Origin of the sequence: Drancourtella sp. An12, from assembly GCF_002160935.1 — a bacterium.
GTDB lineage: Bacteria > Bacillota > Clostridia > Lachnospirales > Lachnospiraceae > Sellimonas > Sellimonas catena.
In genome coordinates this window covers 64,514-77,608 of the sequence record NZ_NFLO01000018.1, presented here as the reverse complement: position 1 = coordinate 77,608, position 13,095 = coordinate 64,514, and the positions used below count along the sequence as shown (strand labels likewise).

The window sequence follows — 13,095 nt, the reverse complement described above, 5'->3', positions numbered from 1 at the left end:
CTCCATGGAATGTCTCCAAACGAGTACTATAAATATATTAAAACCAACGAGTTACCATCAGCATTTAAGCTGTTATAAAATCCAGACAAAAAATTTTTCGGATGTCCTTGACAAGGGGCTCACTTTATTGCTTTGCTACGGATTAAAAAAAGAACTTCCCATTTATAACCGTATTCGGATCTGATTTGCACCTGAGACATTAAAGCCTTTTTCATTTATGGCAGAAACAGCAATGCCCTGTCATGAATCCGGATTGAACCCCGGAAGAATCGGATTTTTAATCACGGTCTTTCTCCTCCTCTATAATGATCCCGCTTGCAATACTGTGCGGCGCCGCATCCCAGTGGAACAATTCGTGCCGGAATCTCAGGTTACATTCCTTCTCTTCATCCGTCCGGTTCAGAACAACAAAGACGATGGTTCCGTCCGGATTTTTCCATGCCGTAAAATTCAGTTCGTCCGTGTAGCGTGTCACTGCAAGCCGGACGGCACCCGGCTGAATGAAGTGCGCAAAATGCCAGTAGTATTTCAGGCATTTCCTGTGTTCCAGCTCTTTCGTTTTCATGTCAAACAAAAACGGAGCATCACAGTAATTCTGTGCGTGGTTCGGGCCTCCTTCGCTGTCCAGAAGGATGTTCCAGTCGTAGAAGGAGCACATTCCATGGTTCAGGTTGCCGATCATATCGTGTGCAAGACGTTCGGCATTTTCCTGCTCTGCCTGCTTTTCATACTTGCCAAATTCCAGACAGCTTTCCGAGAGAATCAGCTTCTGCTCCGGATACTGCTCCCTCACAAGATCCAGTGCCTCGAAATGATCTCCGCTGTACCAGTGGAATGCCAGACCTGAGACAAGATCTCTTGTCGTATCATCGAGTATCTCTCTTGCCCGGTCGTAAAGGCGTTCCTTATTGTGATCCCAGATGAAGATCTCCACATCCGAAAGTCCGTGGCACTTCATGGCCGGGACAAGATAGTCCCGGAGAAATTCCTTCTCCTCCTGCGGGGTGTAAATGCAGGAATCCCATTCCTGTACAGCCTTCGGCTCATTCTGGATGGACATACGGGCAACCTCAAAGCCGCGCTTTCTGAACTCTTCCACATACCGGCACAGATATTCGGCCCACCTGCTCCGGTATTCCGGCTTTAAGGAGCCGCCCTTTTTCCGGCTGGTGTTGGTCTTCATATATGCCGGAGGGGACCAGGCGGAAAGCATGATTTTCAGTTTTTTCCCGGCAGTCTTTTCGGCAGCCTCAAGAAGCGGCAGAATATAGGCTTCTGTATCATGGAAGGAAAAATGTTCCAGCTCTTCATCGTCCTCATGCGGGTCCGCCTCATACATATGGGTGGAAAAATCACAGCTGTCCATATGGATCCGGGCCTGTCCGTAACGCATCTCTTCCGGATCAAAGTAGATTCGGAGCATTTCCTCCTGCTGCTCCTTTGACATTTCGGAAAATACATATCCGGCCGCATCGGTAATGGCTCCTCCGAAGCCCTCCAGTGTCTGGTATTTCAGATTTTCATAAATATTCAATACATGGTTTTCTTCTTCGTCAATCTTCTCTGACAGAACTGTCTTTTCCAGAAATTCACTCTGTTCTGTTGTCGTATATAAAAACGCTTTCATCTACGCTTCCTCCAGTATTTTCACATCCCAGTCCGAAAGACAGATTGGCTCCCCTTTCCGGTATGATTTCCCGGTCAGCAGATCTACGGCATTATCATACGGGCAGAGGATTTCCTGTTCCTCTTCGCTGTAATGCAGCAGATAATGAATCTGTTTCCCTTCCCGGTTCACTCCGTTTCTTACTGTTACCGGCCAGGCCAGTTCCGGGCAGGAAATTCCCGCGGATTCTGCCGCCGTCCGGTACAGCTCCTTGAGGGTTTCTTTGCAGGTCCAACATCCAAGATAATACGCATGTCCTTCCCCGAACACATGATGCGTCATTCCCGCGTACCGGCCCCAGTATTTATGCTCATAGTCCGCCATGCTTTCGGCTCCCTCCCTTTTCAGAAGCTCTGCAAAGTACCGGACTTCTTTTCCTTTCAGCCGGGTGCGTCCAGGCTCGGTGAACTGATTGTAGCTCATTCCAAAGCATTCGTGCAGAAGATGCGGTGCCTTGTCATGGTACACTCTGAGGTACTCATCCGCCACAAAGGAGCGGAAGGAGCTGACCAGAACGCCTCCCTTTCTGACAAATGTCTCCAGCTTTTTCAGCATCTCCTCCGACACACTGTAAAGCGCCGGCGTCACAATCATCCTATATCTGGACGGGTCCAACGCCCGGACATCCACCACATCGCACTCCAGATTCATCTCATAAAGGCTGTCATACATCCACCTTACAACGTCGTTGTAACTGAGATCCTTATCAATCGGGAACCAGTTCAATGCTGACATCGAATGGTTGTCAATTACAAGGGCAATCTCGTTCTTTTTTTGCAGTCCGTTGATTTTTTCTCCCAGTTTTGACCATTCTTTTCCAATAACAGCGGCTTCTTCGTAGACCGGATTCGTGTCCAGATCATGGCTTAAAACTCCCCGCCAGTATGTCTCATATCCGCTGTGAATGGAATGCCAGTTCCAGTAAAGTGTTCCGATGGCGCCGGAAGCCAGATGGCTGTATGCCTGAAGTCTCAGCTGCCCCGGATACGGCGTCCAGTATTTAAAAGCCTGTGCCTGACATTCCAGAACAAGATATCCGCTGTCTTTGAGACTTCGGACCGAATCTCCGCCAAAGGCCGTCTCTGCTCCGGTCAGATCGTCCTGTGTCGGATGGTAAATATCCGTACCTGCAAGGGTCAGCGCTTTTGCTGCCTCGTAATGGTTAATGTCCGGCTGCACCCCGTAGGAATAGCCGTCCTGCGCGATATCGGCCCCGAATTTCTTCCATTCAAAATCCAGATTGTGGGTAATGAACTGATCTTCCCGCTTGTATTCCCGGATCAGATCCGCCTGCCACATCAGATAATCCGCTGCCATCTTTCTCTGAAACGCAGAAAACTCAGAGGCAAGACCGCCGTTGATACAGCCTCTCATGTCGGGGAAATCCTCCCAGTTATGAATCGAGTTGCTCCAGTAGGCAAGTCCGAAGGCCTTGTTCAGATTCTCCGTGGTTTGAAATTTTTCTTCCATGGCCTTTCTGAATGCGGCTTGTATCTCCCTGCCCATATTTCCGTAGTGTTTTGTCTCATTATCAATCTGGAATCCTATTACCGGTCCGGCTCCGGCCGTATGTTCCGCCAGCTTTCGGATAACCCGCTCTGCGTGGCATCGGAAGGTCGGATTGAGGAGATTGAAAATCTGCCTTCTTCCGTAGTAAGACTCTCCCTGTCCGGTTTCTACCAGTACACCCGGATCTTTCCTGCAAAGCCATGACGGTACCGCATAGGTCGGTGTCCCGATAATCACTTTCATTCCGGCTTTACCGGCTTCTTCTATAACCTGGTCGATATAGGAAAAATCAAATACACCATCTTCCGGTTCCAACGTGCTCCATGTAGATTCCGCAATTCTCACCACATTCATTCCCGCTTCTTTCATCATCCGGATATCCTCTTTTACTCTTTCATACGGCATGTACTCCGGATAGTATGCAGCGCCAAACAAGATTTCCTTTTCCATCGTCTGTTTCACTCCTTTCATTCCTGCTTTCTATTATATAGAAATCAGCTCACAATGCACCTCTTTTTTGACTGTTCTGCACATCGAAAAAGGCTCTCCTGTCAGGAGAACCTTTTATCTTATCTGTTAAAGCTGATTTTCAAAAGCGTCGATATCTTCGACCTTTCCGATTACAGAAATGATATCGCCTTCTCTGAGAGTGTCTTCCGGGTGGATCTCTATCGTTGTCTTATTCTCTCTTTCCAAAGCGATAATATTCAACTGATAGTGTTTCCGAAGAGCAAGTTTTTCAATACTCTTTCCGCTCGCGCTTCCGGATACACGTACCTGCCGGATCTCTACGCTGTCATTCAGATGGATGAAGTCCAGAAAATTATCGGAAATCAGACGTTTCCCGAGGAAATATGCCATATCCTTTTCCGGATAGACAACCTCTGCACCGATCTTTTTCAAAACCGCTCCCTGTTCTGTACTAAGCGCCTTGGAGATCACTCTTGGTACTCCCATCTCAATGACACTAAGTGTTGTTAATATTCCAACTCCTACATTCGTACCAATGCAGACAATTACCACGTCACAATTCTGGATGCCCGCCTCCCGAAGGCTTTCTTCATTCAAATTGCTTGTCACAAATGCATAATCCGTGTACGGTCTCATTTCTCTTACTTTACTTTCATTTTCGTCAATAACAATGACATCTTTCTCGCCTTTTGCAAGCGTCATGGCAAGCGCCATACCAAAACGTCCCAGCCCGATCACTCCAAAAGTTTTTGCTGATGCTTTCTTTTTCATCTCTATTTTATTCCTTTCTCTTAACCAACTGAAATCTGTTCTTCCGCATACCGGATATTCGGCTCCGGCCGGTTTACCCACATGGTGATCAGGGTCATAGCTCCGAGTCTTCCAATAAACATGACAAGGATAATGATCAATTTCCCCGGATCACTCAAATCCGGCGTAATGCCGGTAGAAAGTCCTACGGTACCAAACGCCGAAATCACTTCAAAAAGGATTTTCATAAAGTCGATATCCGGCTCAATAATGCACATCAAAAATACCGCTACGACCACGACAATTGCAGAAAGCAGTGTGATCGCATACGCCTTGCTGACATTCTGTTTTGAGATGCTTCTCTTAAATGCGCCAACCGCACGTTTTGAAAACATACTCCGGACTGCCTGTGCAAGGGTAAAGAATGTACTCGTCTTGATACCGCCTCCGGTTGATCCCGGAGAAGCACCGATAAACATCAGAACACAGAGGACAAAGAGTCCGGCTGTGCTGAAGCTTCCGATCGGATATGTTGAAAAACCTGCTGTTCTCGCCGAAACACTGTGAAACAACGCGCCAAGCCATGTGATGTGCTCGGTCAGCTTTAGCAGGACTGTCCCTACAATAATCAGGACAATACTTGTTGTCAGTACAACTTTTGAATGAAACATAAGCTTCTTGAATTTTCTCTGCTTCAGAATATCCATAATGACAAGGAAACCGATACCGCCAAAGAAAATCAATCCGCAGGTGGTCAGATTCAGCAGGACATTCTCCTGATACGGGATCAGATTTCTCAAACCGCCCAGAATATCAAATCCCGAATTGTTAAACGCCGCAATGGAATGGAATACACTGATTCCAAGGGCATGAAGTGTCGGATAATCCTGACTGAATACGATAAAGCTTAAAATTGCTCCCAAACTTTCAAAAAACAACGTCGTCAGAAGAATCGCTTTTACAAACTTCACAATTCCACTGTAGGTATCCACATTAAGTGCCTCTTTGATCAGTGTCCGGCTCCTGTAGCTGACGCGGTGTCCTACCGCGATCATAACTCCGACTCCGACAGATGTCACTCCAAGACCTCCGATCTGAATCAGCAGTGCTACAACAGCCTGTCCAATCGCAGTAAAATGATCTGCCGTATCAATGGCTATCAGTCCGGTTACACAGACTGCGCTCGTGGATGTAAAGAGTGCGTCCACAAATGTCACTGTCGCCCCGTCCTTCACGGAACACGGAAGCAAAAGCAGCAGAGCTCCAATGAAAATCACAATGGCAAACCCTGATGTGATGACAAGCCCCGGTGACTGACGCTTTATAAAATTCATAAACCGTTCCATGGTTTTCCCTTAATTCCTTTCACGTCTTCCTTATATTTTTGAACTGTCCTGGAACGAAAGCAGAAGCCTCCGTGCGGAAGTTCTTTTCTTGCCGTCCTTGTCTTTCTGCACTGACAGTTCATAAAGGAACCGTGCCATATAAACTACCTGAAGGAGAAGACCTCCCAGATAATGCCGGTTTTCAAAAATCCGGAACAATGCAGCAGCCGACCCGGCCAGAAAGATCGTGGAAAGTGCCAGTCCTCTGGCCGCTTTCTGTTTTCCACTTCTCAGATACTTCCACATAATTCCGGCTTCTTCTCTGTTGGCGTCCGAATCAGGATGGCTTTTCTTCTCATGTGCTGTGAGTGTCTGCTTCTCCGGTTTATTGACAAAAAGATGTCCGGCATACGCCGGATCCTCCGCAATGACAGAATGGAAATCGGTCAGGGTAAACCCTACCAGGATGATACTGCAGACAAGCACTATCACCTTCTTGACCAGATCCATATTCTCCACCGCCTTTCACCTTGATTTCTCTTCTTGTTTATAACGAAATTGTCCTAAACATATCACGAAAAATACCGTTTGTCAACCGCAAAAAAACGCAAAAAAAGCGAGGTGGATTTATACAGTTTTCTGTACAGATCCACCCCGCATGACACCGGGTTTTATCAGAATTTTCCGTAGTGAATCTTCTCTGTCGGAAGATCACTTAACTCATAAGGTTTCTTTTCCTCCGCCGGCACTCCGACCGTAAGAATCGCCTGAAGCTTGTAGTTTTCCGGATATCCGAGAATATCCCGTACAAATGCTTCCGTGTCTCTTCCGTCCTCTGCTTTTCTGAGTCTTCCCTGTACCCAGCAGCTGCCAAGTCCCAGTGCATGAGCCATCAGATGCATGTTGCTCATCACTGCGGAGCAGTCCTCGATCCAGACATCTGATGCGTCCTCATTGCCGACTACCACGATAGCGCAGGCTGCTTCTTTGAGCATCTTCACAGATCCTGCCCGGCAGTCGGACATTTTCTGCAGGACATCTTTATCTGTCACGACGATAAACTCCCATGGACGAATTGCTTTTCCTGACGCGGAAAGCATTCCTGCCTGAAGGATTTTTGTGATGTCTTCCTCAGATACCGGCGCATCGCCATAGCTGCGGATGCTGTGTCTTGTTCTCATTAATTCTAATAATTCCATTTGTCTCACCTCAGTTGTATTGTACTACAGTTTCAGATAATTTTCCAGAACCTCACGGAGATCGGCTACCATTCCATAATCAGCCACTTTGAAGATCGCCGCATTCTCATCGGTATTAACTGCAACAAAAAGTTTGGTATCCTTGATACCCTCTGTGTGCTGGATTGCTCCTGATACACCAAGAGAAATACAGATTTTCGGACGGATTGTCAGTCCGGTCTGACCGATCTGGTGGTCAAACGGAATTGTCTCTGTATCTACCATCGGACGGGTACCGCCGATAGCAGCCCCAATCTTATCCGCAAACTGTTTTACAAGTTCAAAATTATCGTCTTCCAGAGTTCCTCTTCCTCCTACGACAACAATCTCCGCGGAGAGAATGCTGTCTGTAGAATCTTCCTGAGGCAGAATTTCCGCGATCTCAATTCTGGATTCCGGGATCTGAATATCATCCATGTAGACAACTTCCGCGTTTCCCTCTGACTTTTCCGGGATTGTGTAAACACCCGGACGTACTGTCATCATCTGAGGATAGTATCCGTCTCTTGTAACGATGGTAACAAAAACGTTTTCTCCATAAGATGGTTTGTTCTGTTTAATATAGTAGGATCCATCCTCTTTTGTGCCCACCAGCAGCTCTGTACAGTCTGCGGTCAGTCCGCAGTTTAATTTCATCGCTACTCTTGAGAATATGGAACGTCCTGCCGGTGTCGCCGGAATCAGAACAGAAGACGGATCAATCTTTCTGATCATATCAGCAAGTACCTGACTTGCAGCATCATCCTGAAAAAGGATATCATGATCTGTCTTTACAGCGTATATTTTCTCTACGCCAATATTTTTTAATTCTTCAATAATACCGTCGCAGTCCTTTGCCACAACAACCGCGCTGATCTGCTCTTTTGTTGTTTCCTGAATCAGACGTGCCGCGGAGACAAGTTCTGCAGAAGCCGGCTCTAATTTTCCATTATAATTTTCTGCGAAAATACAAATTCCATTAGCCATTATAAATTTCCTTTCTCCTCATCGATCAGGTCTTTCAGTTTCACAGCCAGTTCTTCCGGTGTTCCGGTCAGCATTTCTGCCATTCTTCCTCCTGTCGGTTCGAAGGAATCGATGACTGCTGTCGGAGAACCTTTAATTCCGACCTGGTCCTCCGGAAGATTCAGGTCCGCGTTAGTATAGGCAGCAAGCGGTTTGTTCTTTGCCGCTCTTGTACTACGAAGTGTAGCAAGTCTTGGCACATTGCATCCAAAGTTTACAGACAGTACTGCCGGCAGCGAAGTACGTACAAGGAAACGTTCCCCGTATACTTTTTTCACCGCTTCGATTTTGTCCGGAGCAGCTTCATCATACTTGATGCTTTGAATCTCACAGATGTGAGGAATTCCAAGACATTCCGCAACCATTGCTCCAACCTGACCTGTTGCTCCGTCCGCAGACAGAGCGCCGCCAAGAATCAGATCGAACTGTCCATATTTTTTGATTGCTTCGGCCAGTACTCTTGCTGTCGCAATCGTATCGCCTCCTGCTACTACCCTGTCTGTGATCAGGCAGCTTTCATCGCAGCCGTGTGCCATTGCCTCACGAAGTGCCTTTTCGGCATCCGGAGGGCCCATCGTGAAAACTACAACCTTTCCGCCTGTCTGCTCTTTGAGCATCATGGCTTCTTCGATTGCATTTAAGTCAGCCGGATTGATCATTCCCTCTGCACTTGCACGGATGAGGGCATGTGTCTCCGGATCTACTGATACATTGTTTGAAACAGGTACCTGTTTAATAAGAACCGCTATATCCATGTTTTCCTCCTGAAATTCTGATAACAGACCGGCCATGAACGAAATGATCCATGGCCGGGCTGTCAATGTTTGTTTCTGATATTAAAGCAGACGTTTGAATGCCCAGTCTTCCAGTAACGGTGTGGACTCTCCGCGCATAATGAGTTTTGCGAGGTCTCTGCTTGCTGCCGGTGCTTCGATAACACCATTTCCGCCGTATCCTGTAGCGAGGATGTATCCCTCTACCGGAGTTTCTCCGAGGATCGGAAGGAAATCCTTTGGTTCCGCACGGTAGGAAAGCCAGGAAGATACGAGTCCGCTGTCTACGATGCCCGGAACTTTTACTTCCAGCTGGTCGAGAAGGAAATCGATGAAGTAGTCATCTGTTCCGCCTGTTTCCGGAAGTTTGTCCGGATCCCACTGTCCTGCATGCATCGGATTGTTCAGATCCATGGAGAGGTGGGATTTGCAGATAAAGATGTTGTCTCCCGCTCTTAAAGCATAGAATTCCGGATATTTCAGTACCGGGAATGTGTAGCTGAGTTTCTTTCCAGGAGGGCAAAGGAAGAATGCCTCGGCTTTTGTATGCCAGATCGGTACATCCAGACCTACAAGTTCCCCTGTAAATTTGCTCCATGGTCCTGTACAGTCTACAACATAGTCAAATTCATATTCTTCGCCTTCGCTTGTCTTTAATCCTTTGACTTTATTGTCTTTCACAATGACTTCTGTCACTTTTACGCCGGTCTTGATCACTCCGCCGTTTTTCTGCAGTTTCTTTGCATAAGTGTTGGAGATCATGGTTCCGTCAAAGTAGCCGTCATCCTGTGTATATCCGGCTCCAAGAATATTTTCTGTGGAGATGTCCGGAAGAATCTCTTTGATTCTGTCTTTATCTGTGATATATTCACCTGAATATCCTGCTGCTTTTGCAAGTGCGATACCGGTTTTGATTGTTGCTTCTACCTGCTCGTTTGTAGCGACAACGAGTGTGCCGGTCTTGTCAAATCCAGCGGATCCTTTTTCTTCCGCTTCCATTTTCAGATAGGATTCAAATCCGTAAAGTCTTACGTCCCAGTATCTGTTTTTCAGAGAGTCATCAAAAAGACATACTGTTCCTGCGGATTTAGCTGTGGAAGCTCCGCCGATCGTAGCTTTTTCAAATACGATCACTTCCGCGTTGTCATAGAGGCTTAAATGGTAACCTAAACATGTACCAGAAATACCTCCGCCGATGATACCAATTTTTTTCTTCTCCATAAGATGTTCTCCTTTCTATTCTTTTTCATTACATTTTCATATTGTCTGCTTCTAAAACAGTTTCCAGTAATACATTACAGCCGCGTCCGATATCTTCTTCTTTTGTAAATTCATATCTGGAATGGCTGATTCCTTTTTCGCTCGGCACGAAAATCATGCCCGTCGGTACGAACCCTGTCATCAGCAGGGAATCGTGGAATGCTCCGCTTGGGAGCACCGTGTACTTCGTTCCGGTCCGTTTCACGGCCCGCTCGATCGCGCCTTTGACCGCCTCGTGCATCGGGGCCGGCGCGTGGTAGGAAATCGGGGAAACGGAGTAAGTATAGCCTCCCTCTTCACAGATCTCCTTCAGATATGCAAACATCTTCGTCTCGATCTCTTTCATAACTTCCGCATGCTGATCCCGGATCTCCAGCTGGAATGTGCAGGTACCCGGCACCACATTGACAGAATTCGGTGTCACCCGGATCGTCCCCACCGTCGCTACGGTGTATGGGTTGCCGCAGGCCTTCACGGTCTTCGGCACTTCTGCGATAAACTGCGATGCTGCTACAAGGGCATCCTTTCTGTCCTCCATCATCGTACTTCCTGCGTGGTTTGCCTCGCCTGTGATAGTCACCTCGTACCGGCTCACGCCTGCAATGGAGGATACGATTCCTACCGGAATCTGGTTTTTATCAAGGGTTCCTCCCTGCTCAATGTGAAGCTCGATAAAGCAGTGAATGGACTTCGGATCCCGTTTTGCCTCCGGAATACGTTCAATGTCAATTCCGCAGCTTTCAAAGACTTCCCGTCTCGTTCTTCCGTCCATATCCAGATCATCCGGACTGATATCCAGCTTTTCTCCGCAGATGGCGCTGCTTCCCGTCAGGCCGCTTCCAAATCGGAAGCCTTCCTCATCGGTAAAGACGATGACTTCCAGCGGATGGCGGAGCATCTGTCCCGCCGCTTTGAGTGTCTCACATACGGCAAGCCCTCCCATACATCCGACTGCTCCATCGTACTTTCCTCCGTCCGGCACCGTGTCCAGGTGGGAGCCGACAAGAATCGCCGGCAGTGACGGATCGGATCCTTCCATGCGGGCAATCAGGTTGCCTGCCTCGTCCACCCGTGTCGGAATTCCAAGTTTTTCAAACCAGCTCCGGAAAAGTGCTCTTCCTCTTTTATCCTCTTCGGAGTATGCCATTCTTGTAAAAGTGCCGTCCGGCTTTGCACCGCACTGATAGATTTCGTCCAGATGTTCCATGACTTTTTTTACATCAACTTCCACGTAATCCCTTCCTTTCCGGCTCTTCCTTATGAGATCAGTATAGATAATTATTTAACAAATTACATCGGCGGAAGATGATAAAAAAAAGATGGCAGTTTATCCAGATTGGATAAACTGCCTAAAAGCATCTTCTTCTTTTACTTTTTGTTGTAATTTTCTATCATTTTGCAGACGACCAGTCCGATCCGGACGGCAAGCATCTCATTGGCATTGTCAAAATCCATGCCCGTGATCCGGGCGATCTTCTCGATCCGGTAGGCCGCGGTCTTGTAATGGACGTAAAGCTCCTGCGCGGTCTTGGAAAGATTCTGATTATTTTTCAGATACGATTTCAGTGTAATAATCAGATCCTCCTGCTGCGGCTTCTTATATTGAAGCAGCTTCTGCAGTGACTCCGGTATATATTCCATAAGCGTCTGCGGATCATCCAGCTGGCAGAGAAGCTTAAAGATTCCAAAATCGGAAAACATCATGACAGAAGCATCCCCGTCGCCGGAAATATCTCCTGCGATGTCGATGAAGGAGAGCGCATCGTCCGCCTCCTTGTAGGATTCCGGAAGGTTTTCAATCCCCTTTACGATCCTTCCGACGCCCGCCCGGACGCTTAAATTCTTATTCTGATACTTCATCTCCGCCTGCACTCGGCTGAGGATTTCCTGCATCTCTTTTCTGCATTCCGCCTGGGTTTTCGTCGGATCTGCCTCCTTGATGGCAACAATCTTATCCAGATCCCGGTGAATCTTCAGATCCGGAAGACACCTTCTGACCGCTTCCTCGAGACAACTGACATGCATCAGCTTTTCATTGATGTCTTTCTGTGAATGTCCCTCATTTTTTGTGCCAAAAACAATCACCCGGTAAGTTCCGTCCTTGTCCATCTGAAGAAGTCCTGCGCTTTTCTCCATCTCCGCCTCGGACGTTACCTTGCCGTTGAGAATATTATTCAGGATATCATTCTGGAACTTCTTCTCCAGTTCCTGGATGGCGAACTGTCTGGAAAACTCGTACTGAAGCGCCACAATGGCATTTTCGATAGCAATGCAGTCCATCTTTGTAAACGGTGCTGTTCTCTCCGTCACTACCAGATACATCTGAACACCCACATTGAGCCGGATCCGGATCAGATACTGCACTTCCTCGCCTTCCTGTCTCCAGTACTGATAGTTGGTCAGCACTTCCGGATCATAGTCCTGAAGATTTTCAAGAAACTCCAGATCTTTTGTCTCACCCGACGTAGACGCATAGCAGGTCCGGTTCTGGTTGTAGAGAGCCACCGGATTACGGATCAGCTTTTCCAGCATGTCGAGGATGTCCCGGATCATACTGTCTGAGCCGCTGTTTCCAAGAGTCAGCGCCGTAAAGTTGTCGTGGGTCGTCTTGAAATACTTTAACTGCGTGACTTCCTCATTGAACAGATGCTCCATAACGATGGCCAGAATCTTCTGAAACGAGATTCCGAACGGAACATCCAGAAGCGGGATCTGGTTTTTCCTTGCGTACTCCTGTAAAAGCTGGATCTTTCTGTCCGCCTGCTCCACAAGACGTCCCCTCTTTACGATCAGCCCGCTGATTTTCTTTTTCCGGAATTCTGAAATGTAATTCTCAAACTCTTCTATGCTGCAGGATTTGAATGCATAAAGTCCCGTAAGCAGAAGTTCACCTCCGTTGATAAACTTGACGATATCCGGTGCTTCGATAATCGTTACCCCTTTGATTTCATTTTTCAGGCCCTGCTCCCCGCAAAGCAGTTTCATCTCTCTGCACTCTTCCGTCCGCAGGAGATCTTCTACTGTAAATCCCATGATTCCTCATCCGTTTCTTTTTCGTAATATCTACAGTATAGCATGCTTTCACCAGTCATGAAATA

At 47.4% G+C, this 13,095-nt stretch carries 11 protein-coding genes; all 11 read right to left on the bottom strand.

The features are described 5' to 3' along the window. Positions 1 to 277 precede the first annotated feature (277 nt). Positions 278 to 1,627 (bottom strand): glycoside hydrolase family 30 beta sandwich domain-containing protein, encoded by a 1,350-nt coding sequence (locus tag B5E64_RS13955; protein ID WP_087169071.1) that lies wholly within the window; start codon positions 1,625 to 1,627, stop codon positions 278 to 280. Beyond that, positions 1,628 to 3,625 carry a beta-galactosidase gene (locus tag B5E64_RS13950; RefSeq protein ID WP_087169077.1) on the bottom strand — a complete coding sequence of 666 codons (1,998 nt, stop codon included), beginning with the start codon at positions 3,623 to 3,625 and terminating at the stop codon, positions 1,628 to 1,630. 126 nt (positions 3,626 to 3,751) lie between these two features. Next, complete coding sequence (locus tag B5E64_RS13945; protein ID WP_087169070.1) at positions 3,752 to 4,417, bottom strand: TrkA family potassium uptake protein; 666 nt, start codon at positions 4,415 to 4,417, stop codon at positions 3,752 to 3,754. A 20-nt stretch (positions 4,418 to 4,437) separates the two neighbouring features. Then, a complete protein-coding gene (locus tag B5E64_RS13940; RefSeq protein WP_330677465.1) occupies positions 4,438 to 5,730 on the bottom strand; it encodes a TrkH family potassium uptake protein in 1,293 nt (430 codons plus the stop codon). Positions 5,731 to 5,772: 42 nt separating this feature from the next. Beyond that, on the bottom strand, positions 5,773 to 6,231 hold the full coding sequence (locus B5E64_RS13935) for a hypothetical protein (protein WP_087169068.1): 459 nt from the start codon (positions 6,229 to 6,231) through the stop codon (positions 5,773 to 5,775). A gap of 164 nt (positions 6,232 to 6,395) precedes the next feature. After that, entirely contained in the window at positions 6,396 to 6,920 is a 525-nt protein-coding gene (locus tag B5E64_RS13930) for a nitroreductase family protein (protein ID WP_087169067.1), read from the bottom strand. A 24-nt stretch (positions 6,921 to 6,944) separates the two neighbouring features. Beyond that, positions 6,945 to 7,925, bottom strand: a complete 981-nt coding sequence (locus B5E64_RS13925) for an electron transfer flavoprotein subunit alpha/FixB family protein (protein WP_087169066.1) — start codon at positions 7,923 to 7,925, stop codon at positions 6,945 to 6,947. Continuing rightward, positions 7,925 to 8,719, bottom strand: a complete 795-nt coding sequence (locus tag B5E64_RS13920; protein ID WP_087169065.1) for an electron transfer flavoprotein subunit beta/FixA family protein — start codon at positions 8,717 to 8,719, stop codon at positions 7,925 to 7,927. The genes B5E64_RS13925 and B5E64_RS13920 overlap by 1 nt, the downstream gene beginning before the upstream one ends. Positions 8,720 to 8,800: 81 nt before the next feature. Beyond that, positions 8,801 to 9,958 carry an FAD-dependent oxidoreductase gene (locus B5E64_RS13915; protein ID WP_087169064.1) on the bottom strand — a complete coding sequence of 386 codons (1,158 nt, stop codon included), beginning with the start codon at positions 9,956 to 9,958 and terminating at the stop codon, positions 8,801 to 8,803. Between the two features lie 28 nt (positions 9,959 to 9,986). Then, positions 9,987 to 11,228: a Zn-dependent hydrolase gene (locus B5E64_RS13910; RefSeq protein ID WP_087169063.1), complete on the bottom strand. Its 1,242-nt coding sequence runs from the start codon at positions 11,226 to 11,228 to the stop codon at positions 9,987 to 9,989. Positions 11,229 to 11,365: 137 nt separating this feature from the next. Then, complete coding sequence (locus B5E64_RS13905) at positions 11,366 to 13,030, bottom strand: PucR family transcriptional regulator (protein WP_087169062.1); 1,665 nt, start codon at positions 13,028 to 13,030, stop codon at positions 11,366 to 11,368. Positions 13,031 to 13,095 lie beyond the last annotated feature (65 nt).

Bases quoted from the DNA above. Each gene is read 5' to 3' on its own strand.
- B5E64_RS13930 (WP_087169067.1), bottom strand. From the start codon at position 6,920: ATGGAATTATTAGAATTAATGAGAACAAGACACAGCATCCGCAGCTAT.
- B5E64_RS13945 (WP_087169070.1), bottom strand. From the start codon at position 4,417: ATGAAAAAGAAAGCATCAGCAAAAACTTTTGGAGTGATCGGGCTGGGA.
- B5E64_RS13905 (WP_087169062.1), bottom strand. From the start codon at position 13,030: ATGGGATTTACAGTAGAAGATCTCCTGCGGACGGAAGAGTGCAGAGAG.
- B5E64_RS13915 (WP_087169064.1), bottom strand. From the start codon at position 9,958: ATGGAGAAGAAAAAAATTGGTATCATCGGCGGAGGTATTTCTGGTACA.
- B5E64_RS13935 (WP_087169068.1), bottom strand. From the start codon at position 6,231: ATGGATCTGGTCAAGAAGGTGATAGTGCTTGTCTGCAGTATCATCCTG.
- B5E64_RS13950 (WP_087169077.1), bottom strand. From the start codon at position 3,625: ATGGAAAAGGAAATCTTGTTTGGCGCTGCATACTATCCGGAGTACATG.
- B5E64_RS13920 (WP_087169065.1), bottom strand. From the start codon at position 8,719: ATGGATATAGCGGTTCTTATTAAACAGGTACCTGTTTCAAACAATGTA.
- B5E64_RS13925 (WP_087169066.1), bottom strand. From the start codon at position 7,925: ATGGCTAATGGAATTTGTATTTTCGCAGAAAATTATAATGGAAAATTA.
- B5E64_RS13940 (WP_330677465.1), bottom strand. From the start codon at position 5,730: ATGAATTTTATAAAGCGTCAGTCACCGGGGCTTGTCATCACATCAGGG.
- B5E64_RS13955 (WP_087169071.1), bottom strand. From the start codon at position 1,627: ATGAAAGCGTTTTTATATACGACAACAGAACAGAGTGAATTTCTGGAA.